This is a genomic window from Vibrio gigantis (assembly GCF_024347515.1).
Taxonomy (GTDB): Bacteria; Pseudomonadota; Gammaproteobacteria; order Enterobacterales; family Vibrionaceae; genus Vibrio; species Vibrio gigantis.
The window spans coordinates 2,941,988-2,964,777 of sequence record NZ_AP025492.1; the positions used below are offsets into that span (position 1 = coordinate 2,941,988).

General features: G+C 45.4%; 15 protein-coding genes. 7 read left to right on the forward strand and 8 right to left on the reverse strand.

All coding sequences use genetic code 11. From position 1 onward, the window contains the following. The first annotated feature begins 2 nt into the window (after positions 1-2). From OCV56_RS13010 to OCV56_RS13040, 7 genes are all read left to right on the forward strand, one after another. Positions 3-986 (forward strand): ABC transporter ATP-binding protein, encoded by a 984-nt coding sequence (locus OCV56_RS13010; protein ID WP_086711923.1) that lies wholly within the window; start codon positions 3-5, stop codon positions 984-986. 87 nt (positions 987-1,073) lie between these two features. Beyond that, a complete protein-coding gene (locus tag OCV56_RS13015) occupies positions 1,074-2,069 on the forward strand; it encodes an ABC transporter ATP-binding protein (RefSeq protein ID WP_086711925.1) in 996 nt (331 codons plus the stop codon). Positions 2,070-2,167: 98 nt separating this feature from the next. After that, on the forward strand, positions 2,168-3,889 hold the full coding sequence (locus OCV56_RS13020; RefSeq protein ID WP_086711927.1) for a glycoside hydrolase family 9 protein: 1,722 nt from the start codon (positions 2,168-2,170) through the stop codon (positions 3,887-3,889). 2 nt (positions 3,890-3,891) lie between these two features. Beyond that, complete coding sequence (locus tag OCV56_RS13025; protein ID WP_086711929.1) at positions 3,892-4,776, forward strand: N-acetylglucosamine kinase; 885 nt, start codon at positions 3,892-3,894, stop codon at positions 4,774-4,776. Between the two features lie 12 nt (positions 4,777-4,788). Beyond that, complete coding sequence (locus OCV56_RS13030) at positions 4,789-6,723, forward strand: beta-N-acetylhexosaminidase (RefSeq protein WP_086711931.1); 1,935 nt, start codon at positions 4,789-4,791, stop codon at positions 6,721-6,723. 127 nt (positions 6,724-6,850) lie between these two features. Next, positions 6,851-9,256, forward strand: coding sequence for a GH36-type glycosyl hydrolase domain-containing protein (locus OCV56_RS13035; RefSeq protein ID WP_086711933.1), 2,406 nt, complete (start codon positions 6,851-6,853; stop codon positions 9,254-9,256). Positions 9,257-9,330: 74 nt separating this feature from the next. Then, positions 9,331-10,743: a phosphoglucomutase/phosphomannomutase family protein gene (locus OCV56_RS13040; protein ID WP_086711935.1), complete on the forward strand. Its 1,413-nt coding sequence runs from the start codon at positions 9,331-9,333 to the stop codon at positions 10,741-10,743. 150 nt (positions 10,744-10,893) lie between these two features. Here OCV56_RS13040 and OCV56_RS13045 read toward each other — a convergent pair whose 3' ends face one another. From OCV56_RS13045 to OCV56_RS13080, 8 genes are all read right to left on the reverse strand, one after another. Next, positions 10,894-11,922 (reverse strand): ABC transporter ATP-binding protein, encoded by a 1,029-nt coding sequence (locus OCV56_RS13045; protein ID WP_086711937.1) that lies wholly within the window; start codon positions 11,920-11,922, stop codon positions 10,894-10,896. Beyond that, positions 11,922-13,547, reverse strand: a complete 1,626-nt coding sequence (locus tag OCV56_RS13050) for an ABC transporter permease (protein WP_086711940.1) — start codon at positions 13,545-13,547, stop codon at positions 11,922-11,924. Before OCV56_RS13050 ends, OCV56_RS13045 begins: the two co-directional genes overlap by 1 nt. 244 nt (positions 13,548-13,791) lie before the next feature. Further along, positions 13,792-14,805, reverse strand: a complete 1,014-nt coding sequence (locus OCV56_RS13055) for a Fe(3+) ABC transporter substrate-binding protein (protein ID WP_017633252.1) — start codon at positions 14,803-14,805, stop codon at positions 13,792-13,794. Positions 14,806-15,099: 294 nt separating this feature from the next. After that, positions 15,100-16,329, reverse strand: coding sequence for an ammonium transporter (locus OCV56_RS13060; protein WP_086711942.1), 1,230 nt, complete (start codon positions 16,327-16,329; stop codon positions 15,100-15,102). Positions 16,330-16,356: 27 nt separating this feature from the next. After that, complete coding sequence (gene glnK / locus OCV56_RS13065) at positions 16,357-16,695, reverse strand: P-II family nitrogen regulator (RefSeq protein ID WP_004738200.1); 339 nt, start codon at positions 16,693-16,695, stop codon at positions 16,357-16,359. A gap of 240 nt (positions 16,696-16,935) precedes the next feature. Beyond that, on the reverse strand, positions 16,936-17,304 hold the full coding sequence (locus tag OCV56_RS13070) for a YacL family protein (RefSeq protein WP_086711944.1): 369 nt from the start codon (positions 17,302-17,304) through the stop codon (positions 16,936-16,938). A 281-nt stretch (positions 17,305-17,585) separates the two neighbouring features. Then, positions 17,586-20,174 (reverse strand): bifunctional aconitate hydratase 2/2-methylisocitrate dehydratase, encoded by a 2,589-nt coding sequence (acnB, locus tag OCV56_RS13075; RefSeq protein ID WP_086711946.1) that lies wholly within the window; start codon positions 20,172-20,174, stop codon positions 17,586-17,588. Positions 20,175-20,446: 272 nt separating this feature from the next. Next, positions 20,447-22,780: a patatin-like phospholipase family protein gene (locus OCV56_RS13080; protein ID WP_086711948.1), complete on the reverse strand. Its 2,334-nt coding sequence runs from the start codon at positions 22,778-22,780 to the stop codon at positions 20,447-20,449. Between the last annotated feature and the right edge of the window lie 10 nt (positions 22,781-22,790).

A 22,790-nucleotide genomic window follows, 5' to 3' on the forward strand; every position in this document is an offset into this window, starting at 1 on the left:
TCATGTCTGAACCACTAATTTCTATCCGCAACTTATGCGTGGATTACATCACAGAGTCTGGCGATGTTCGTGCGTGTAACAACGTAAGTTTCGACATCGCTCCAGGTGAAGTATTCGGCCTAGCTGGTGAATCTGGCTGTGGTAAATCAACGGTCGCTTTCTCTCTTATGCGTCTTCATAAGCCGCCCGCTTACATCAGTGGTGGTGAGGTTATTTTCAACGGTGAGAACATCCTTGAATACAGTGATGACCGTATGCAAGCGTTCCGTTGGAGTGAGATGTCGATGGTATTCCAGAGCGCGATGAACGCGCTCAACCCCGTCCTACCAATGGAAGAGCAGTTCTGTGACGTAATCATGCGTCACACCAACATGACTCGTGAGCAAGCTAAACAACGTGCTGAAGGTCTACTAGAAATCGTAGATATTCACCCGAGCCGATTGAGTGACTACCCTCACCAATTCTCTGGCGGCATGCGTCAGCGCTTAGTTATTGCTATCGCGTTGGCACTGAATCCAAAGCTGATCATCATGGATGAGCCGACAACCGCACTTGATGTGGTTGTGCAACGCGAAATCCTACAAAAGATTTATGCACTGAAAGAAGAGTTTGGCTTCTCGATTCTGTTCATCACCCATGACCTGTCATTGATGGTCGAGTTCTCTGACCGTATCGGCATCATGTACTCAGGTGAGCTAATCGAAGTGGCTAACTCTCAAGATATTCTAGAAAACCCTTACCACCCTTACACCAAAGGGCTGGGAAGTTCTTTCCCTCCACTGACAGGGCCAAAGACAAAACTAGCAGGTATTCCGGGCAACCCTCTGAACCTGTTAGAGATCCCTGAAGGGTGTCGTTTCCAAGCTCGTTGTGACCGTGTACATGAAACGTGTACCAAGGTACCAACCAAGCTGCGTTCTATCGACTCGGGACATTTGTCTAACTGCCACCTGTACGGTGACCCAATAGTACAAAGGAAGCTATAGCTTGCACGCTAACTCAGCGTGAATAACGAACAAGGCGGCTCGACCGCCTAAAAACAAGCAAAGCGAATAAGGATTCTGGAGACAATTATGAGCAAAGATTTCGGTCAATTATTGGTAGAAGGCAAGAATGTCGTAAAAGACTTTCCAATAAGCAGTACCACAATTCAAACCCCAATGATGCGTGCAATTAACGACGTGTCATTCAAGATGTACAAAAGCCGCGGCCTAGCAGTGGTTGGTGAGTCTGGTTCAGGCAAATCAACAACCGCAAAAATGATCGCAAAAATGTACGCACCTTCAGGCGGCACGATCGAATACAAAGGTCGTGATATCCAAGAGATCTCAAGCAGAAAAGATCTTATGCACTACCGTGAAGGCGTGCAGATGGTATGGCAAGACCCGTTTGGTTCTCTGAACCCAACGCACAATATCTTCCATCACATAGCTCGACCGCTGTTGATCCACAAAAAGGTGACTCCTGGCAACAAGAGAGAGCTAGAAGAGCGTGTATACGACCTTTTAGAGCAAGTGGGCTTAATCCCACCAAAAGAGACAGCACAAAAGTACCCCCACCAACTGTCTGGCGGCCAACGTCAGCGTGTAAATCTAGCCCGCAACATTGCGGTTGGTGCTGAGGTTGTATTGGCTGATGAACCAACATCAATGCTTGATGTATCGATTCGTGCTGGTGTTTTGAACTTGATGGAAGAGATGAAGTTTGAGAAGCAAATGTCTCTGCTTTACATCACTCACGATATCGCAACCGCTCGTTATATCGCTGAAGATCTTTCAGTGATGTACGTAGGTCACATGGTTGAATGGGGCGATACCGACGACGTTATTGCTAACCCTCAACACCCTTACACTCAACTACTGGTTTCTGCCGTTCCAGACCCTAAGAAGTCGATCCATGACCAATTGGCCGGCAACAAAGGTGAGATTCCACTTTGGACTCCAGTATCAGCCGGCTGCCCTTTTGCAGGCCGTTGTACTCACGCAATGGACAAGTGTAAAGAGCAACTACCAGGTGTTACTCAATTAGCCGATAACCACTTTGTTCGTTGTTACCTACACGAAAGCTAAACATTAAGACTGAGTTAGGGTCTGCGGGCCCTAACTACTCATATCCAAACCAATTCAGGTACCTAGCCACAAGAAACTAGGACCTTTGGAGAACATTGATGCTGTTATTGACCAACCATATTGGCTACGAATCTTCGGCTCCTAAGCAGGCGATCTTACAAACTAAGAAGACTCGTTTATCGAGTACGACTGCACTTTTAGTGTGTGCCGACAATCATATTACTGTGGGCAACTTTGATGTTGCAAAACAAGGCCGCGTAGCAAACTGGCATCAAGGACAATTCTTCACAATCGATTTCAGCTCATTCACTGAATCCGGTCGCTACTACCTACGCTTTGATAACCTACGTTCAGAAGTGTTTGAGATTGGCAGCAACCTATTAATGAGGCACACCTTTTCTGATGTGCTTCATTACTTCAAGTCACAACGTTGTGGCGGAACTTTTGACAAGAAAGATCGCCAAGCACAAATTCTGGGCACCGACAGATACGTCGATGTCCACGGTGGGTGGTACGACGCATCAGGCGATGTAAGCAAGTATTTTAGCCACTTGTCTTACGGCAACTACCTCAACCCACAACAAATTCCTATGGTTGTTTGGAACATGCTTAAGAGCGTACGCTTAACCAGCGACAATCCAGACTTCCCTAAATTCTCTATGACACGACTAACAGAAGAAGCGCTATTTGGAGCTGATTTTTTAGTACGTATGCAAGACGCGGCTGGATACTTCTACATGACAGTATTCGACAAGTGGAGCAAAGATATCAATCAACGCGACATCTGCGCGTATGCCACTCAAGAAGGCCATAAATCAGAAGATTTGCAAGCTGGCTACCGACAAGGTGCTGGTGTGGCTATTGCAGCACTTGCCGCAGCGTCTGAGCTTGAGGTTTCAGGCAGCTACTCTAGCCAAACCTATCTTGATACCGCAACCAAAGGTTACTGGCATCTTAAAGAATACAACCTGCAATACCTAAACGATGGTGAAGAGAACATCATTGATGAGTATTGCGCCCTACTCGCAGCCAATGAGTTGTACCGAGTAACACAAGACGAACAATACCTTTCAGAAGCAAGAACTTGGGCGACTCGTTTAATCTCTCGCCAACAGTCAGATGATTCATTTGAGCACTTCTGGTCAGCCAATGCTGATGGCTCTCGTCCATACTTCCACGCAGCGGAAGCTGGGTTACCAGTGATAGCCCTATGCGAATACATCAATAATGAAACTGACTCAGTTCTGAAAGAACAAGCTCGTACGGTTGTTGAGCAGGCATGTCAGTTTGAAATCAACATCACCGACAAAGTCACCAACCCATTTGGCTACCCAAGACAATACGTTAAGAATGTTGAGGGTGATAAGCGCGATGCTTTCTTCGTCGCTCAGAAGAACGAAACCGGCTACTGGTGGCAAGGCGAGAACGCACGTCTTGGTTCCATCGCAACCATGGCTTACCTCGTTCAGCCACACATTCAAGATAGCAAACTTAAAAAACGTTTGATCCAACTTTCGCAAAACAGCCTCGACTGGATCTTGGGCCTCAACCCTTACCACATGTGCATGCTTGATGGTCATGGTCATAACAACCCTGACTACTTACCGCAACTTGGTTTTTTCAATGCCAAAGGCGGTATCTGTAACGGCATTACCGCTGGCTTTGAAGATGCTCAAGACATTGCGTTTAATCCACCAGCACAAAAAGATGACATGCTTCAAAACTGGCGCTGGGGCGAACAATGGATCCCTCACGGTGCTTGGTTCCTATTAGCAACCGCTGCGCAATTCAATTACCTAGCACAACGTAAGGAGCAATAATCATGACGCTTTACTACGTAGGTATTGATGGTGGCGGCACCTCTTGTCGAGCTCGGATTCGCGATGACGAAGGCACACTCATTGGTGAAGCGAAAAGCGGCAGCGCTAACATCCTTTTGGGTGTTGATATTGCGATGAGCTCAATTATCGATGCTATTACTCAAGCGGCACAGCAAGGGCAACTCGATTCAAGTCATTTTTCAAACATGCATGTTGGTCTAGCGCTGGCTGGTGCTGAACAGAAGTCAGCATGGTTCGACTTCATGGCACAACCGCACCCTTTCGCCAGCATGACGTTAAACACCGACGCTTACGGTGCTTGCATTGGTGCTCACAATGGCCAAAACGGCGCCATCATGATCGGCGGAACAGGTTCATGTGGCATCTACCTACAAGATGGTGAGCAACATGTAGTTGGTGGCCGTGAGTTTCCAATTTCCGACCAAGGTGGCGGCGCGGTGATGGGGCTTCGCTTGATTCAACAAGTTCTGCTTGCAGAAGATGGCATTCGCAACAAGACACCACTGACTCAACACGTAATGAACCACTTTGGCAATGATGTTGATGCCATCGTCGAATGGTCCAAAGGCGCGATTCCAAAAGACTACGGTCAATTCTCGCCAGTGATTTTTCAACTCGCTAACGAAGGCGATGAGTTAGCTATCGAGATGCTCAAGCAAACCGCAGCTGACATCGAAATGTTTGTGCTAGCACTGCATCGCAAAGGTGCGGACAAGGTATGCCTAATGGGCAGTATCGCGGAGCGCATTCTCAACTGGCTATCACCTCCAGTACAACAATGGATCGTTGAACCTCAATTTGACGCTATCGAAGGCGCATTGATGTTTGCCGGTAAACCACAACACAACTTGTATCAACAGGCTTAGCAGGGAAGTTATATGAATTATCGCATCGACTTAGCTGTTCTTTCTGAACAAAAAAATAACTGCCGATTTGGCCTTACGGTACATAACTTAAGTGATCTTGACGTAACAGATTGGTCACTCCATTTTGCGTTTGACCGATTCATTCTTCAAGAGAGTCTGTCGCAGGGCGAGCTAACTCAAGTTGGAAGCTTTTGTTCGTTCAAACCAAGTTCGTCAGTGTTAAAGGCGAATAACCATTACTACCTTGAATTCAGCATTCAAAGCGCCCCATTCCGTTTCTATTCTGACGGTCTAAATGATGCCTTTATCCAAACGCATCACCAAGGCGAAACCTCAGTACTGCCAGTTGCGATATCACCCATTGTTCTGGCGTCACCATACCGTGAACGCAATCAGATACCTGAAGTGAATGCTGCTGAGGTTGCATTGATTCCTCAGCCGAACCAGATCGAACTTCAGCAAGGCAGCTTCGTACTAAACAGCGAATGCAAAGTTGAGGTTCAATCTCACCTTGCAGATCAAGCCGTATCTTGGTTTCAGCAAGAGTTACTTTCTACCTTTGAATTGTCTCTTTCAAAAGAGCTTTCAACTGAAGCAAACAGCAACATCCTATTTCGCAGCAACCCGACTTTAGACGAAGCCGAATACAAACTCCGCATTACTGAACAACAAATAATTGTTGAATCAGGCAGCCAATCTGGTTTTACACACGCCGTGGCAAGTCTGATTCAATTAGTTCAACAACAGGATGCCGAAAACTTCTCTGTGCCATGTTGCAAAATCGCCGACCAACCACGCTTCAAATACCGTGGCATGATGTTGGACTGCGCTCGTCACTTCCACTCCGTGGAACAAGTGAAGCGCTTAATCAACCAATTGGCGCACTACAAGTTCAACGTTTTTCATTGGCACCTAACTGATGATGAAGGTTGGAGAATCGAGATAAAGAGCCTACCTCAACTCACTGAAATCGGTGCTTGGCGTGGCCCTGACCATGCACTGGAGCCGCAATATACCCATATTGCTGAAAACTACGGTGGCTTCTACACACAGCAACAAATTCGCGAAGTTATTGAATACGCAGAGCAACGCAGCATCACGGTGATCCCTGAGATCGATATCCCTGGGCACTGCCGCGCCGCGATCAAATCACTGCCTGACATGTTGGTAGAGCAAGCGGACACCACTCAATATAAGAGTATTCAGCACTACAACGACAATGTATTAAACCCAGGTTTATCGGGTACTTATCAGTTCTTAGATGCGGTTATTGAAGAAGTCGCAGAACTCTTCCCGAGTGAATTGATTCACATGGGCGCAGACGAAGTGCCACCGAGCGTGTGGACCAATAGCCCTGCAGCTCAAGCGCTGATGAAAGAGCATCAGTATCAAGACAGCAAAGATCTACAAGGTCACCTGTTCCGCTATGCCGAGAACAAACTTAAGCAGCTAGGCAAACGCATGGTGGGCTGGGAAGAAGCACAGCACGGCGACAAGGTGAGCAAAGAGACCATCATCTACTCGTGGCTCAGCGAAGAAGCCGCTGTGAACTGTGCTCGCCAAGGCTTTGATGTGGTACTACAACCGGCACAATTTACTTATCTCGACATGACCCAAGATTATGCACCGGAAGAGCCGGGCGTAGATTGGGCTGCCGTTATCCCATTAGAACAAGCTTATACCTACGAAGCGCTTGCTGAGATATCCGACACCGACCCAATTCGTAAGCGGATCCGCGGAATTCAGTGTGCTCTATGGTGTGAGATCGTCACCAACCAAAAGCGTATGGATTACATGGTATTCCCAAGAATTAGCGCTTTAGCTGAAGGATGTTGGACACATAAAGACAACCGAAACTGGCTAGATTACCTGTCTCGCCTAAAGGGTCACTTGCCGCTACTCGACAGACTCAATGTGGAGTACCGCAACCCTTGGAAAGCTGAATAAAACAAAACCACAGCACACTCATACCGAGTGATAGCTGACCCAAATTAAGGTGCTCAGTCTAATAAAACTCAGCATCACTATTTAAAAATTAGCTGCATAGATGCAGTTTGTTAAAAAGGAAATGACAATGAAATACGGCTATTTCGATAACGACAATCGCGAATACGTCATCACTCGCCCTGATGTACCAGCACCTTGGACCAACTACCTAGGTACTGAAAAGTTTTGTACTGTAATTTCGCACAATGCGGGCGGTTACTCGTTCTACAATTCTCCGGAATACAACCGTGTTACTAAATTCCGTCCGAACGGCACCTTTGACCGCCCTGGACACTATGTTTACCTGCGTGATGATGAGACAGGTGACTACTGGTCTATCTCTTGGCAACCAGTGGCAAAGAGCCTAGATGAAGCAAACTACGAGGTTCGTCACGGCCTGTCATACTCAAAATTCAAGTGTGAATACAGCGGCATTACCGCAACCAAAACGCTATTCGTCCCTAAGGGCGAAGATGCAGAAGTTTGGGACGTTGTGCTAAAGAACAACACTGATAAGCCACGCACTATCAGCACGTTCTCATTTGTAGAGTTCTCGTTCAGCCACATCCAATCAGACAACCAGAACCACCAGATGTCTTTGTACTCTGCGGGCACGTCTTATCAAGAAGGCGTGTTGGAATACGATCTGTACTACAACACTAACGACTTTGAAGGCTTCTACTACCTAGCGTCAACCTTCTCACCAGATAGCTACGACGGGCAGCGTGACAACTTCCTTGGCATGTACCGTGATGAAGCAAATCCAATTGCGGTTGAAAACGGTAAGTGTTCGAACAGCGCTCAAACCTGTTACAACCACTGTGGCTCTCTGCATAAGCAATTCACAATTCAACCGGGTGAAGAAGTTCGCTTTGCGTACGTACTAGGTATCGGTAAAGGTAACGGTGAACGCCTACGTGAAAAATACCAAGACACAGCAAATGTAGACGCAGCATTCCAAGGTATCAAAGATCACTGGGACGAGCGTTGCAACAAGTTCCAAGTTAAGTCTCCGAACGAAGGCTTAGACACTATGATCAATACCTGGACACTATACCAAGCAGAAACTTGTGTAGTGTGGTCGCGCTTTGCATCATTCATTGAAGTAGGCGGACGTACTGGTCTTGGCTACCGTGATACGGCGCAAGATGCTATATCCGTACCTCATGCAAACCCACAAATGACCAAAAAGCGTATTATCGATCTGCTTCGCGGCCAAGTGAAAGCGGGCTACGGTCTACACTTGTTCGATCCAGACTGGTTTGATCCAGAGAAAGCAGACGTTGAACCTTCAAAGTCTCCAACAGTTGTTCCAACACCGTCCGATGACGACAAGATCCACGGCATTGAAGATACTTGCTCTGATGATCACTTGTGGATCGTCCCAACCATCATCAAATACGTGATGGAAACCGGTGAGCACGACTTCTTTGATGAAGTAATTCCTTACGCAGACGGTGGCGAAGCGACTGTTTACGAACACATGAAAGCGGCACTGAACTTCTCTGCTGAATACGTAGGTCAAACCGGTATCTGTAAAGGCCTACGTGCTGACTGGAACGACTGCTTGAACCTAGGTGGCGGTGAATCTTCAATGGTTTCATTCCTACACTTCTGGGCTCTGCAAGAATTCTTAGACTTAGCCAAGTTCCGCAATAACGACGCTGATGTTGCGAAATACACTGAAATGGCTGCGAATGTTCGCGAAGCGTGTGAAACACACCTTTGGGATGATGAAGGTGGCTGGTACATCCGTGGCCTAACAAAAAATGGCGACAAGATCGGCACTGCTCAACAAACTGAAGGTCGAGTACACCTTGAGTCAAACACGCTAGCGGTTCTATCTGGTGCGGTTTCTCAAGAGCGCGGCGAGAAAGCGATGGACGCTGTGGATGAGAACCTATTCTCCGAATACGGCCTACACCTAAACTCTCCATCGTTCGCTACACCAAACGATGATATCGGCTTTGTGACTCGCGTTTACCAAGGCGTAAAAGAGAACGGCGCAATCTTCTCTCACCCTAACCCATGGGCTTGGGTAGCAGAAGCGAAGCTAGGCCGTGGTGACCGTGCGATGAAATTCTACGACGCACTAAACCCGTACAACCAAAACGACATGATTGAAACGCGCTACGCAGAACCATACTCGTACGTGCAGTTCATCATGGGTAAAGATCACCAAGACCATGGCCGTGCAAACCACCCTTGGTTAACGGGTACCTCTGGTTGGGCTTACTTCGCGGTAACCAACTTCATTCTTGGTGTTCGTACCGGCTTTGAAGGCTTAACGGTTGATCCATGTATCCCGACTGATTGGCCAGAGTTCGAGGTTACTCGTCAATGGCGTGGCGCGACTTACAACATCACGGTGCAAAACCCGAATGCAGTAAGCAAAGGCGTTGCCTCTATCACTATCAATGGTGAATCAGTTGAAGGCGCAATCCCAGTACAAGCAGAAGGCAGCGTGAACGATGTTGTCGTTGTTCTAGGCTAGTCACTCAATTTAACGAACAACTCTTGTCTCAAGTCTTTACAGGCTTGAGACAATGAGACTAAAAGGATTTTCTAATGATTAAATTTGGTACAGGTGGCTGGCGCGCTTTCATTGGTGAAGAGTTCACCAGAGAGAACGTTCGCTTAGTAGCGCAAGCACTCGCTAACATCATCAACAACGAAGATGCTGCCAAGAATGGATTTGTGATCGGTTATGACCGTCGTTTCCTTTCAGATAAAGCGGCATGCTGGTTTGCAGAAGTACTTGCAGCGAATAACATCAGAGTAAGCTTCATTGATAAATTCGTTCCAACACCTATCGTGATGTTCCAAGCAAAAGAGATGGGGTGTACCTACTCAGCGTGTATCACCGCTTCTCACAACCCAGCAGACTACAACGGTATCAAGGTGTTTATTGAAGGTGGTCGTGATGCTGACGAGATCATCACCGAGAAGATCGAACAGCAAATCGCAACCCTAACTAACGAAGACGTTATCCGTGTCGATTTCGAACAAGCGTTAAATGACAAAGAGATCGAGATCATCAATCCGATGAACGACTTTGTGGATTCGATCATCAACTTTATTGATATCGATTCGATCAAGAAAGCCAACCTACGCGTACTGATCGATCCAATGTTTGGTGTGGCGAAAAACGCTCTGCAAACGGTTCTTATCAACGGTCGTTGTGATGTCGATGTCATCAACGATGGTAAAAACCCAGATTTTGGTGGCTTGATGCCATCGCCAAATGCCGCAACGCTGTATCGCTTGAAGCACTTAGTAGCCGCTGAAGGTTATGACATTGGTATTGGTACCGATGGCGATGCCGACCGCTTGGGTATCATCGATGAGAAAGGTCACTTCATTCACCCTAACGAAGTACTTCTGCTGCTTTACTACTACTTGTTGGAATACAAAGGCTGGAAAGGCTCTGTCGTGCGTAACATCGCAACCACACACCTGCTAGATAAAGTGGCGGCGGATCATGGCGAGAAGAGCTTTGAGGTTCCGGTAGGCTTTAAACATATCAGCTCGCAAATGGAAGCCGATGACTCACTGATTGGTGGAGAAAGCTCAGGTGGTTTAACCATTCGTGGTCACATCAAAGGTAAAGACGGCGTATTTGCTTCTAGCTTGCTGGTTGAAATGATCAGTGTGACGGGCAAAAAGCTGTCTGAACTGCTTGATGAGATCTATTCCAAATACGGCTATGCCTACACCGCTGAAGGCGACTGCAAGTTTAAGCCTTCAGAGAAAGAAGCACTCTACACCAAGATCTATGTAGAGAAGCAACTGCCTGAATTTGAATACGAAATTGAAAAAGTCAGCTATGAAGATGGTGCCAAGGTGTACTTCAAGAATGGCGGCTGGGTAATTGCTCGCTTCTCAGGAACAGAGCCGTTACTACGAATCTTCGCAGAAATGGAAGATAAAGACACTGCAGAACGTGTTCTTCAAAAAGTGAAAGACTTCCTCTCTCTATAGGCTTATAGAGTGCAGCAGTTTTGTATGGGATTTAACAAATCACTGCCTTGTTAAAGCCTATAGGTGAAGAACTCTTGCCCAGTACTTTAATTAAAGTACTGGGCTTTTTTATCGTGATTCTTGTAACGATTAGTATCGTGTTGTATCCCTTTAAAAAGCCAACACGCCTTTAGTATCGACTTTTACGTTTACTGGCATACCCACTTCAAGCGCTTCTGATGAGGTTGCCAACAACTTCTGACCATGAGCTTCAATAACATAGCGACAGTGGTCGCCCATAAATTGCTGTTCTAGCACTGAAATAGCGCTGTCTTGCTCATAACTTGCTTGGATCTGCTGTGGTCTTAGTAACAACGAACATTCCGATCCCACTTCAATCTGAGTTTGTGCTTTAGCTTCTATCAGGCCTAAGCTTGTTTTAAATTCATTTCCTGAAATACGCTGTGCATTCAGATAACTGCCACCACCCAGGAAATCAGCAACGAACTTACTCGAAGGGTGGAAATACAACTCAGATGCCGAACCATACTGTTCAATCACACCATGGTTCATTACTGCCATCTTATCTGCAAACGCGAACGCTTCTTCACGACTGTGAGTTACGAAGATAGCTGTGACACCTTGTTTCTTAAAGATCTTACGAATTTGAGAAATCAGCTCGTGGCGAACCTGAGTATCGATGTTTGAGAATGGTTCATCTAACAGTAGTAAGTCTGGCTTATATGCCAAAGAACGAGCAATCGCGACGCGCTGTTGTTGACCACCAGAAAGTTGATGTGGGTATCGATCACCGAACTCACCTAAGTGAACCAGTTCCAGCATCTCTTGAACTTTCTCTTTCTTTTGCTGCTCTGAGAGTGCTTTTAATCCAAAGCCGACATTCTGATTGACCGTCAGGTGCGGGAATAGGGCGTAATCTTGGAAAATCATACCAATGTTACGCTGCTCTGGTGGCAGCCAATTCTCACCATCATCAATGGTTTGACAGTTCAAACTCATCACACCGCTACTCAATGGAAGTAACCCCGCAATCGCCTTAAGTAACGTCGTTTTGCCGCAGCCACTCGCACCAAGAAGACAAACAATTTCACCATGCTCAACTTCTAATGAGAGCGCTTCCAAAATGGTTTGCGACTCATACTTACAAGTCAAATCTTTAATTGATAATGCACAACTCATTAGTTTTTCTGCTCCAAGGAACGGTTTACGATGATCAGAGGAATTAGACCCACCAACACCAATAATACAGCAGGCATTGCCGCTAATTCTAGGTGCTCATCTGAGGCATAGTTATAAACATAAGTCGCCAATGTTTCGAAGTTGAAAGGACGCAGCAGCAATGCCGCATTCAACTCTTTCATTGATTCGATAAACACCAGTAAACCCGCGATCAATGCGCCACGTTTAATTAAAGGTAAGTGAACACGGCGTAACATCTGATTGGTATTACAACCCATGGTTTTTGAAGCCATATCCAATGAAGGCGATACTTTACTCAAGCTACTTTCAATACTGCCAATCGCAACCGCCGAAAAGCGCACGACCATGGCAAAGATTAGCGCGAACATGGAACCAGAGAAGATCAAACCAGGTCGTCCCCACTCCATTACTTTCGCAATGTCATTGACTAAGTGATCCATGAACAAAACAGGTACCATCACACCAATCGCTAACACGGTTCCTGGAACGGCATAGCCCATTGAAGCGAGGCGCATATAAGCCTGATTTTTCTTACTCGGGCTAACGCGTTGATTGAAGTTAACAATCATAGCTACAATCACACCAATAATCGCAGCAGCCACCGAAACATAAAGGCTGTTAACAGCATACTCTCTGAACTCAGGAGTCCAGCTCTGAGAAAAATATTTATAGGCATAAATGATGAGCTGACCAAGAGGGAACAAGAATGCGACGCAAACTAATCCCCAGCACCAAAATAGCGCCAGCCATTTTTTCCCCCCAGAAAGGTCGTAACGAAAATCTTCGCGACTGCTGAATTGATTCTGGAATAGCTTCTGCTTACGGCGACTGTATCGCTCAGAGCTCAACAGTAAGATCACGATAACCAGCATGATTGCAGATATTTTCGCTGCAGCCGTTAAGCTTGAATAGCCTAGCCAAGTATCATAAACCGCAGTCGTTAAAGTATTTACTGCAAAGTAACTCACGGTACCAAAATCACCGATGGTTTCCATAGCAACAAGCGATAACCCGACCGCCATAGATGGGCGAACAAGTGGTAAGGAGATACGACGAAAGCTTTCCCAAGGTGAGCATTTTAGCAAACGAGCGGATTGCAATAAGGAGACGTTTTGCTCCATAAATGCCGCACGGCACAGCAAATAAACATAAGGGTAGAGAACGAGAGACAGAACAATAATAGCACCGGATAAGGTTCTAATATCCGGGAACCAATACTCACCGGGTCCCCACCCTGTAAGCTCCCTCAGTAGAACCTGAACAGGGCCTGCAAAGTCGAACCAATCGGTAAAGATATACCCAACAATATAGCCAGGCATCGCTAACGGCAGGACTAGTGCCCACTGCAAAACGCGCTCTCCCGGAACACGGCACATTGCCATCACCCAAGCCGACGGAATACCAAAAACTAAAGACAGGAACATAGTTCCTATGACTAAAACCACCGTATTGTAGGCATAGGTAGGCATCACTGTGGACATTAGATGAGAAAAGAGCTCATCTGTTTCTCCAACAGCCGTCGTAAAAATCGCTAAGATCGGTAAAACCAGTAATACAGCAATAATTCCGCTACTGGTGTTCCACAAATAATTCTTTTCTTTCATCGCCTAACTACAATGAGGCTTAATGAAACACAAATGCATTTGCAAATACATCTCATATCCTTTTAATGGTGGGGTTATTTATACCCATATACTCTAATGACTTCAAGGTGAGATGCTAATAACTCAAGGGATCAACGGGGAGCTTTGTATCAAAAAGTGATTTTCCAATAACAAACAACCCCAAGTAGCCAAAATAGCAACTTGGGGTTGTCATTTTACTTAGGCCGAAGCCTACCGTAATAAATTATAGATCGAACTTAACTTCATCTAATAACTTGATTGCAGCCGCGTGGTGGTTTGCAATTTCATCTAGAGAAATAGTATCTGCTTTAAACTCACCCCATGAAGCAACAAGCTCAGAAGGTTTAACGTCTGCTTTCACTGGGTATTCGTAGTTCACTTCTGCGTACATGCTTTGTGCTGTGTTACCAGATAGGAATTCCATTAGCTTAACAGCATTCTCTTCATTTGGAGAGTATTTAGCCATTGCCATACCAGAGATGTTTACGTGAGTACCTGTAGTTTCTTGGTTAGGGAAGTTAATGTAAACAGAGTCAGCCCAAGCTTTTTGCTCTTTATCGTTAACCATCTTACCTAGGTAGTAGCTGTTACCAAGAGCAACATCACATAGACCTTCTTTAATCGCTTTAACTTGTGCGCGGTCGTTACCTTGAGGCTTACGTGCTAGGTTAGCTTTTACACCTTCTAGCCATTCTTTCGTTTCAGCTTCACCTTTGTGAGCAATCATCGAAGATACTAGAGAAACATTGTATGGGTGCTTGCCGCTACGAGTACAGATTTTACCTTTAAATTCAGGCTTAGTTAGATCTTCGTAAGTGAACTCTTCACCTAGGCGACCAACACGGTCACGTGAAGAATAGACGCTACGAGTACGAGTTGTTAGAGCAAACCACTCGTTGTCTGTATCTTGATATTGAGCTGGGATGTTCTTTTCAAGTACATCGCTCTCTACAGATTGAACTAGACCTTGTTTAGTTAATTCAGATAGACGGCTGATATCTACAGTTAAGACAACGTCAGCTGGGCTATATTCACCCTCTTGAGCTAACTTCTCTGCTAAACCTTTTTTAGCAAACTTAACGTTTACTTTAATGCCAGTCTCTTTTGTGAACTCGTTGAACATTGGCTCAACAAGGAAAGGTTGACGGTAAGAGTATACATTTACTTCTTCCGCAGCCATTGCTGTCGGGGCAATTACACCACACGCTAGAGCTGAAAGTGTTAGCAGTTTCTTCATTGTAAAATCCTTTATATCGAAATGATAATGTCTATCAGTTGCGTTATTATATTCATCAATAAAGTAATTACAATGATGAGAGACAAAAAAGTAGCCTTGTAGACCCAATCAAACTCTCAGTTTTGTAACATTTTATGTCTAAGCATATGCTTCTATCTGTCTATGAATATGCACATTATTGGTGTGCTAGCCATCCTTCATATCACTTCACTACTTATATAGAAAAACCCCGCAACCATCAGCTGCAGGGTTTCTATTTTCACTGAACTTACGTTTAAGTTCTGTCTATAGAGTCTACTTTACAGATACAAACTCAGGGTAAGCGCCAACACCACAATCGTGCATGTCCATGCCTTCCAGCTCTTCGTCTTCACTTACACGAATACCAATGGTCGCTTTAAGTACAGCCCATACAGCTAGGCTCGCTCCGAACACCCAAGCAAAGATTACTGCAGCACCTAGTAATTGAGCACCAAACGTTGCGTCAGCGTTGCTTAGTGGCACAGCCATTAGGCCGAAGAAACCACATACACCGTGTACAGAGATAGCACCTACTGGATCATCAATCTTAGCTTTGTCTAGAGCGATGATGCTGAATACAACCAATGCACCAGATACCGAACCAATTGCCACTGCAAATAGAGGTGATGGTGATAGAGGGTCTGCAGTGATTGCTACTAGGCCAGCTAACGCGCCGTTAAGAATCATGGTTAGGTCTGCTTTACCCCAAGTCGTTTTACATACTAGTAGTGCTGCGATTGCACCTGCTGCAGCTGCTGCGTTGGTGTTAAGGAATATTTGACCGACTGCTGTTGCGTTCTCAAAGTCTGAAACCATCAGTTGAGAACCGCCGTTGAAGCCGAACCAACCAAACCAAAGGATGAATGTACCTAACGTTGCAAGTGGCATGTTTGAACCAGGAATCGGGTAGATTTCACCGTTCTTACCGTATTTACCTTTACGAGCACCTAGTAGTAGAACACCAGCCAACGCTGCTGCCGCACCAGCCATGTGTACGATACCTGAACCTGCGAAGTCACTGAAACCCGCTTCTGATAGGAAACCACCGCCCCAAGTCCAGTAACCTTCTATTGGGTAGATAAATGCTGTTAGTACTACTGAGAAGATTAGGAATGACCAAAGCTTCATACGCTCAGCTACTGCACCAGATACCACAGACATTGCGGTTGCAACGAATACTACCTGGAAGAAGAAGTCTGATTCTAAAGAGTGGTCTGCGCCTTCACCTTGAGTACCAATCAGAGTACCGAATGATGGTAACCAACCGCCTTCGCCGTTATCGACATACATAATGTTGTAGCCAACTACTAAGAACGCAGTACATGCAATCGCGTACAGGCAGATGTTCTTAGTTAAAATCTCTGTGGTGTTCTTTGAACGAACTAGGCCAGCTTCTAACATTGCGAAGCCTGCTGCCATCCACATTACCAACGCACCTGAAATGAGGAAGAAAAAAGTGTCTAGTGCGTAACGTAGTTCCGTTACTGTTGTTGTAAGTTCCATATTAAAGTCTCCAGTCCTTGTAATTCTTTAAAGTGCTTCAGCATCCATTTCACCAGTACGAATTCGTACGGCTTGGCTTAGGTCATACACAAAAATCTTACCGTCGCCGATTTTTCCGGTGTGTGCCGCTTGGCTAATCGCTTCAACAACTCGGTCGACATTTTCAGCTTGGGTAGCAATCTCTAGCTTCACCTTTGGTAGGAAATCCACTTGGTACTCTGCACCACGATATAACTCAGTGTGTCCCTTCTGACGACCAAAGCCTTTCACTTCAGAAACTGTCATACCTTCAATACCCACATCAGAGAGCGCTTCGCGTACATCATCTAATTTGAATGGCTTAACAATGGCATTTATTAATTTCATATTCGTTCCTTAAATTCTTGCTTAATCCGTTAATTCTCTTATTACAATCCAAGTAATGTGCCAAAAAGTTAAGTGGTTGATTTTAAATAACTTGAAGATAATTAGGCTGTAATAACGAAAAAGGCCGCACCAATATGGTGCGGCCTTTTCCCTATCTTAATGCGTGATGCTCTTATTGCTCTAGTTTTGGGCAACGGAGCCTTCAAAGCTCTGAATGACTAACAAATAGGTTATTTGAGACTAGTAACCTAAAAAATCCATCCAACGTTCGATGAGTAGCTCGAAGTCGTCGATTCCACAGCTTGCTTGGCTTTCACAGTTATAGAAGTCAAACTCACTGCCCTCTTCCATCTCTTGCTCATGTGCAAGCACGTTTTCTTGGATCGTTACTTCATCTTCATTGATCGCAAGGCTAATCTCTTTGCCAAGCAACGTCACTTCATTACTCAGATCCTGTCGAGATTGCTCAATCAACGCTATTACATGATCTAATTTCTGCTTATCTTTGCCGATCTCTTCTTGAAGCCAGCGGCCAACGATCTCGTGTCCCATACTGCACTTTACATAGTACTCGCCCATTAAAGTGTTTCTTGTAAATTCAAATTCCATAAAGGCTCCGCGCACTAATGACAGATAGGGTTAAAAATGAGGCGAGAGTATATAGCGAAGTGCTTAAGAGGTCGAGTCGCTCGTCACCGAACATTCAGACATAAAAAACGCCTACCGAAGTAGACGCTCTATCATTTGGGTTCCTCTAAATAGTTGGAGTGGCAGCTAGGCGACAAGTACGTTCATCCCTATGAGCATAGAAGCTCTATGCGATTAGGGCGGCCGGCGTTCCGGTGAACGTACGCAGTCAACAACGCTGTCGCTACAAATATGACGAGGAACTAGGCTGGTTCTTGGAAAATAACCGTATCGGCTTTCTCTGTGTACTGACCCATTTTATGGAAGTTCAGGTAACGGTATGTATCAGCAGCCGTTGCATTAATCTTCTCAGCGTACTCTAAGTACTCTTCTTTCGTTGGGATACGACCTAGAATCGCACCAACAGCAGAAAGTTCAGCAGAAGCTAGATAAACATCCGCACCTGTACCCAAACGGTTCGGGAAGTTACGTGTAGATGTAGACATTACTGTCGCTTTATCTGCAACACGAGCTTGGTTACCCATACATAGTGAACAGCCAGGAGTTTCGATACGAACTCCAGCACGACCGAAGATGCCGTAGTAGCCTTCTTCTGTTAGTTGGTCTTTATCCATCTTCGTTGGCGGAGCAACCCATAGGCGAGTGTTTAGAGAACCATTGAACTCTTCAAGCATCTTACCAGCAGCACGGAAGTGGCCGATATTCGTCATACAAGAACCGATGAACACTTCTTGAATCTCTGTGCCTTGAACGTCAGATAGAAGACGAGCATCATCTGGATCGTTTGGTGCACATAGGATTGGTTGATCGATATCAGCAAGGTCAATCTCGATAACGTGCGCGTATTCCGCATCTGAATCAGCAGACAGCAACTCAGGGTTAGCTAGCCACTCTTCCATTGCTGTAATACGACGTTCGATAGTACGAACATCACCGTAACCTTCAGCGATCATCCACTTCAGCATCACGATGTTCGAGTTCAAGTACTCAGAGATAGACTCTTCAGAAAGCTTAACGGTACAACCTGCCGCAGAACGTTCAGCAGATGCATCAGAAAGTTCAAATGCTTGCTCAACAGATAGGTGCTCAACACCTTCAATTTCTAGTACACGACCAGAGAATTCGTTGATCTTTCCTGCTTTCTCTACGGTTAGTAGACCTTGCTTGATGCCGTAAAGAGGAATTGCATGAACTAGGTCACGTAGCGTGATACCCGGTTGCATTTCACCTTTAAAACGAACCAAGATAGATTCAGGCATATCAAGAGGCATAACGCCTGTTGCAGCAGCAAATGCTACCAAGCCAGAACCCGCAGGGAATGAAATACCTAGAGGGAAACGAGTATGCGAATCACCACCTGTACCTACAGTATCAGGAAGAAGCATACGGTTTAGCCATGAGTGGATAACGCCATCACCTGGACGCAGAGAAACACCCGCACGGTTCATGATGAAATCAGGTAGCGTATGGTGAGTATTTACATCGACTGGTTTCGGGTATGCCGAGGTGTGACAGAAAGACTGCATTACAAGGTCTGCAGAGAAACCAAGACACGCCAGATCTTTAAGCTCATCACGCGTCATAGGGCCAGTAGTATCTTGAGAACCCACTGTTGTCATTTTAGGTTCACAGTACTGGCCAGCACGTACACCTTCAACGCCGCATGCTTTACCAACCATCTTCTGAGCTAGCGTGTAGCCTTTATCAGATGCAGATGGGTCGATTGGTTTAGCAAACAGATCGGTTTCAGCTAGACCTAGAGCATCACGAGCACGACCAGTTAAGCCACGACCGATGATCAGTGGAATACGACCACCAGCACGCACTTCATCGAGAAGCACTTTGCTTAGCTCAAAGTTTGAAATCACAGAACCGTTCTTGTGAACAACACCTTCGTACGGGTAGATATCAATGATATCGCCCATATTCATGTCTTGTACGTTCAGTTCAATTGGTAGCGCGCCTGAATCTTCCATTGTGTTGTAGAAGATTGGTGCAATTTTACCACCAAGACAAACACCACCAGTACGTTTGTTTGGTACAAATGGGATATCTTCCCCCATAAACCAAAGTACTGAGTTTGTTGCCGATTTACGTGAAGAACCGGTACCAACAACATCACCAACGTAAGCCAATGGGATGCCATCTTTTTGCATTTCTTCAATTTGATTGATTGGACCAACGCTACCCTGTTCATCAGGAGTAATGCCATCACGTTCCATCTTCAGCATCGCTTTCGCGTGTACTGGGATATCAGGACGTGACCATGCATCAGGCGCTGGAGATAAGTCATCCGTGTTAGTTTCACCGGTAACCTTAAATACTTTAACAGTGATCTTTTCTGCTACTTTATCTTTCGCTGTAAACCATTCAGCATCAGCCCAAGATTGAAGTACTTGTTGTGCAGATGCATTACCAGCTTTTGCTTTCTCTTCTACATCATAGAACGCATCAAACATCAGTAAAGTATGAGAAAGGGCTTTAACAGCAATTGGAGCAAGCTCAGCATCATCTAGTAGAGATACTAGAGATTCGATGTTGTAACCGCCTTGCATAGTGCCAAGCAGTTCTGCAGCTTTTGCTTTGCTAACTAGTGGAGAAGCTACTTCACCTTTAGTGATAGCCGTAAGGAAGCCAGCTTTTACGTAAGCAGCTTCATCTACACCCGGTGGAATGCGATTTTCTAGTAGGTCAAGAATGATTTCTTCTTCACCTTGAGGTGGATTCTTCAGAAGTTCAACTAGGCCAGCTACCTGCTCAGCATCTAGTGGTTTTGGAACAACTCCTTCGGCGGCACGTTCTTCGACGTGTTTACGGTAGGCTTCAAGCACGACTTTTTTCCTCTCATTGCGGTTCACTTCTTCCCTTCATAATTGTTAGTAAAATAAAGAAGTGAACATCCTTGGAAACTTGGCTCTCCATTGCCATTTTTGTCATTCAATTTGTATTGATGAGCGGCGTCATAGAGGCCAAACTGTGGGCGGTAGAATAGCAAATTTAACGTTAAATTAAAATCTTATCATTTTGACCAACATAGCAAGTTAAGACGAAAGTCCCACTATTTTTGCCTAATTACGCACTTAAATGGCGACTCTACGCATGATTATTTGTAAGAGGTTCCTACAATCAAGTAAACCGAATCGAAGTTATCTTCAGTTCGGCCATAAGCTAAAATGATCGGCCCGATCGGTGAATCGACACCGGCGAAAACAGAACCCGCGGTATACATTGGCGCTTCATCAATACTCAAATCATTGTTCGACCAAACACCACCATGCTCAATGGATGCTCCAACGTAGAATGGTGATTCAAAGAGGCCAAAGTCATTTTCAAACCACTTATATCGATAGATAAGGCTCGTATAGGCCAAGTTCTGGCCAATCATACTATTCCTTGGGATACCAGACAGGTTTAGAAAGCCACCAAGCTCTCTGGGATCGATAGGGAAAACTGAATTTTTACTCTCTACAATGCCATAATCAAGCTTTGCGACTAAAGTATGCTTCTCAATACTCTTTGCTGCCATGAAATTAGCCGAAAACTCATAAACAGTATCGCTCTCAGACGTTAACTCTGTGTCGTTAATAGAAGTATCATTCTGAAAATCATCATGAGAAACAAGGTATTCTAAATCAACAAAATAGCCTTCAGTTGGCAAGCTAAAGTTATCCAAAGTATCCAATCGATAACTTATAAATCCACCAATACGTGTATAACCACCATTACCTAGCGAAGGTAAAGAAGCAACCTCAACGTTTCCGTCGGTGTAACGAGCACCAAATTTCAGCTCTTGCCACAAGGTAGGTTGATAGCCTAATGCTAATTCACCGACATACTCGCTATAGGTCATTGGAAAGTAGTCTTTCGTCACGTCCAGAGTAGGTTCTTCAATCTCGTCAATATCTACGGGTAGGTTTTTGTTTTCCTTACTGTAAACAACCGATGCAGAAGTGAACAATTTTTGACTCGAAAAGAATGGCGAGTAAAGCTCTGCCTCAATTCTTTTATCTGTACCCATCTCGATATTGGTTCTTAGCTCTGCGCCGTGCGAGTTGATATCGGTAAAGTTAGCAGAGACACCGATTGAGTACTGACTAGTAGTAGAGAAGTCATCTTCAAGAAAGAATCGAAAATTAAGGTAATTGGGGCCCCAAGATTTTTCGTTCACATTTACCAGCAGTTGATCCTCACCATCAACGTTGTCAAACTCATAGGTCACCAACTCGAATCTATCTAACGCATAGAGGTCTTGCACTTTAGATTCAATTTCACTGGTCTTCAGAACTTCACCTGAATCAAGGTTTAAGCGGTTTTCAATCAGCTTGTCTGAATAGTGAGTGTTGTTGTTGATAACAACTCGGTCAACAATAGTCTGATCACCGTGCTTGAGCTGCTTTCGAGCTTGCTGTTTATGCTCGATATACTTTTGGTAATCCGCGTTAGAGAGCGACAGTTTAGAAAGCTCCGAGCTATGCTGGATCGCAGCGTCATAACCAGCTTGGTAGGCCCCCGGCATCTTATCGAATTCTGTAGTTTCCATTTGCCCAACATCTGGTCGCAGGAAAACATCGTCATCAGTCAATGTTTCAGCTTGCTCCTGAGTGCTGCGTTGGACCAGATAATTAGAAAGTTGGTCAGCTGCCGCTAGAAAATTCGTGAAGTCTTCTTTGCCTTTGTAATTGGTACTGATATCCACCGCAATGACAATGTCCGCTCCCATCGCTCTGGCAACATCGACTGGCATATTATTGGTGACACCGCCATCAACCAGCATTCGACCATCTAGGGAATAAGGGGGAAGCGCCCCGGGTACCGACATACTGGCCATCATGGCATCGACAAGATGACCATGATCGATGACCACTTCTTCAAGTTCGATAATGTCAGTTGCTACTGAACGGTAGGGAATAGCAAGATGGTCAAAAGAGTCGAGTGGAGAGAGGTTACCGGTGGTCTCACGCAGAATACGCAACATATTCTGACCTTGAACCACACCTTTCCTTGCTTTGATTTCACCCCACCCTAAACCGAGATCGGTGTTCAACTGGTAACGGTCTTCATATTCTTTGTCACGTACACGGCGATCACTACGGTTAACGCGATCACGATAGCCGCGATTCCAATCAACCGTATAAATAAAGCTCTCAATCTCGTCTGCACTCATCCCTGTAGCATAAAGGCCACCAACGTATGAGCCCATACTAGTACCAGTAATGTAATCAACCGGGATTTGCATTTCTTCTAGGGCTTTAAGCACTCCAATGTGAGCTGCACCTTTTGCCCCACCACCAGCAAGAACGACAGCAACGGTTGGCCTTTTATGAGCTTGTTCAGCCTGCTGAGGTTGATCAACCTGTGTCACGGTAGCTGCAAACAGCTGAAAACTGATCACAGTACCAACAATGCCTAAGCCGCTCACCATCCAACGAGAAATCATTATTTAAACT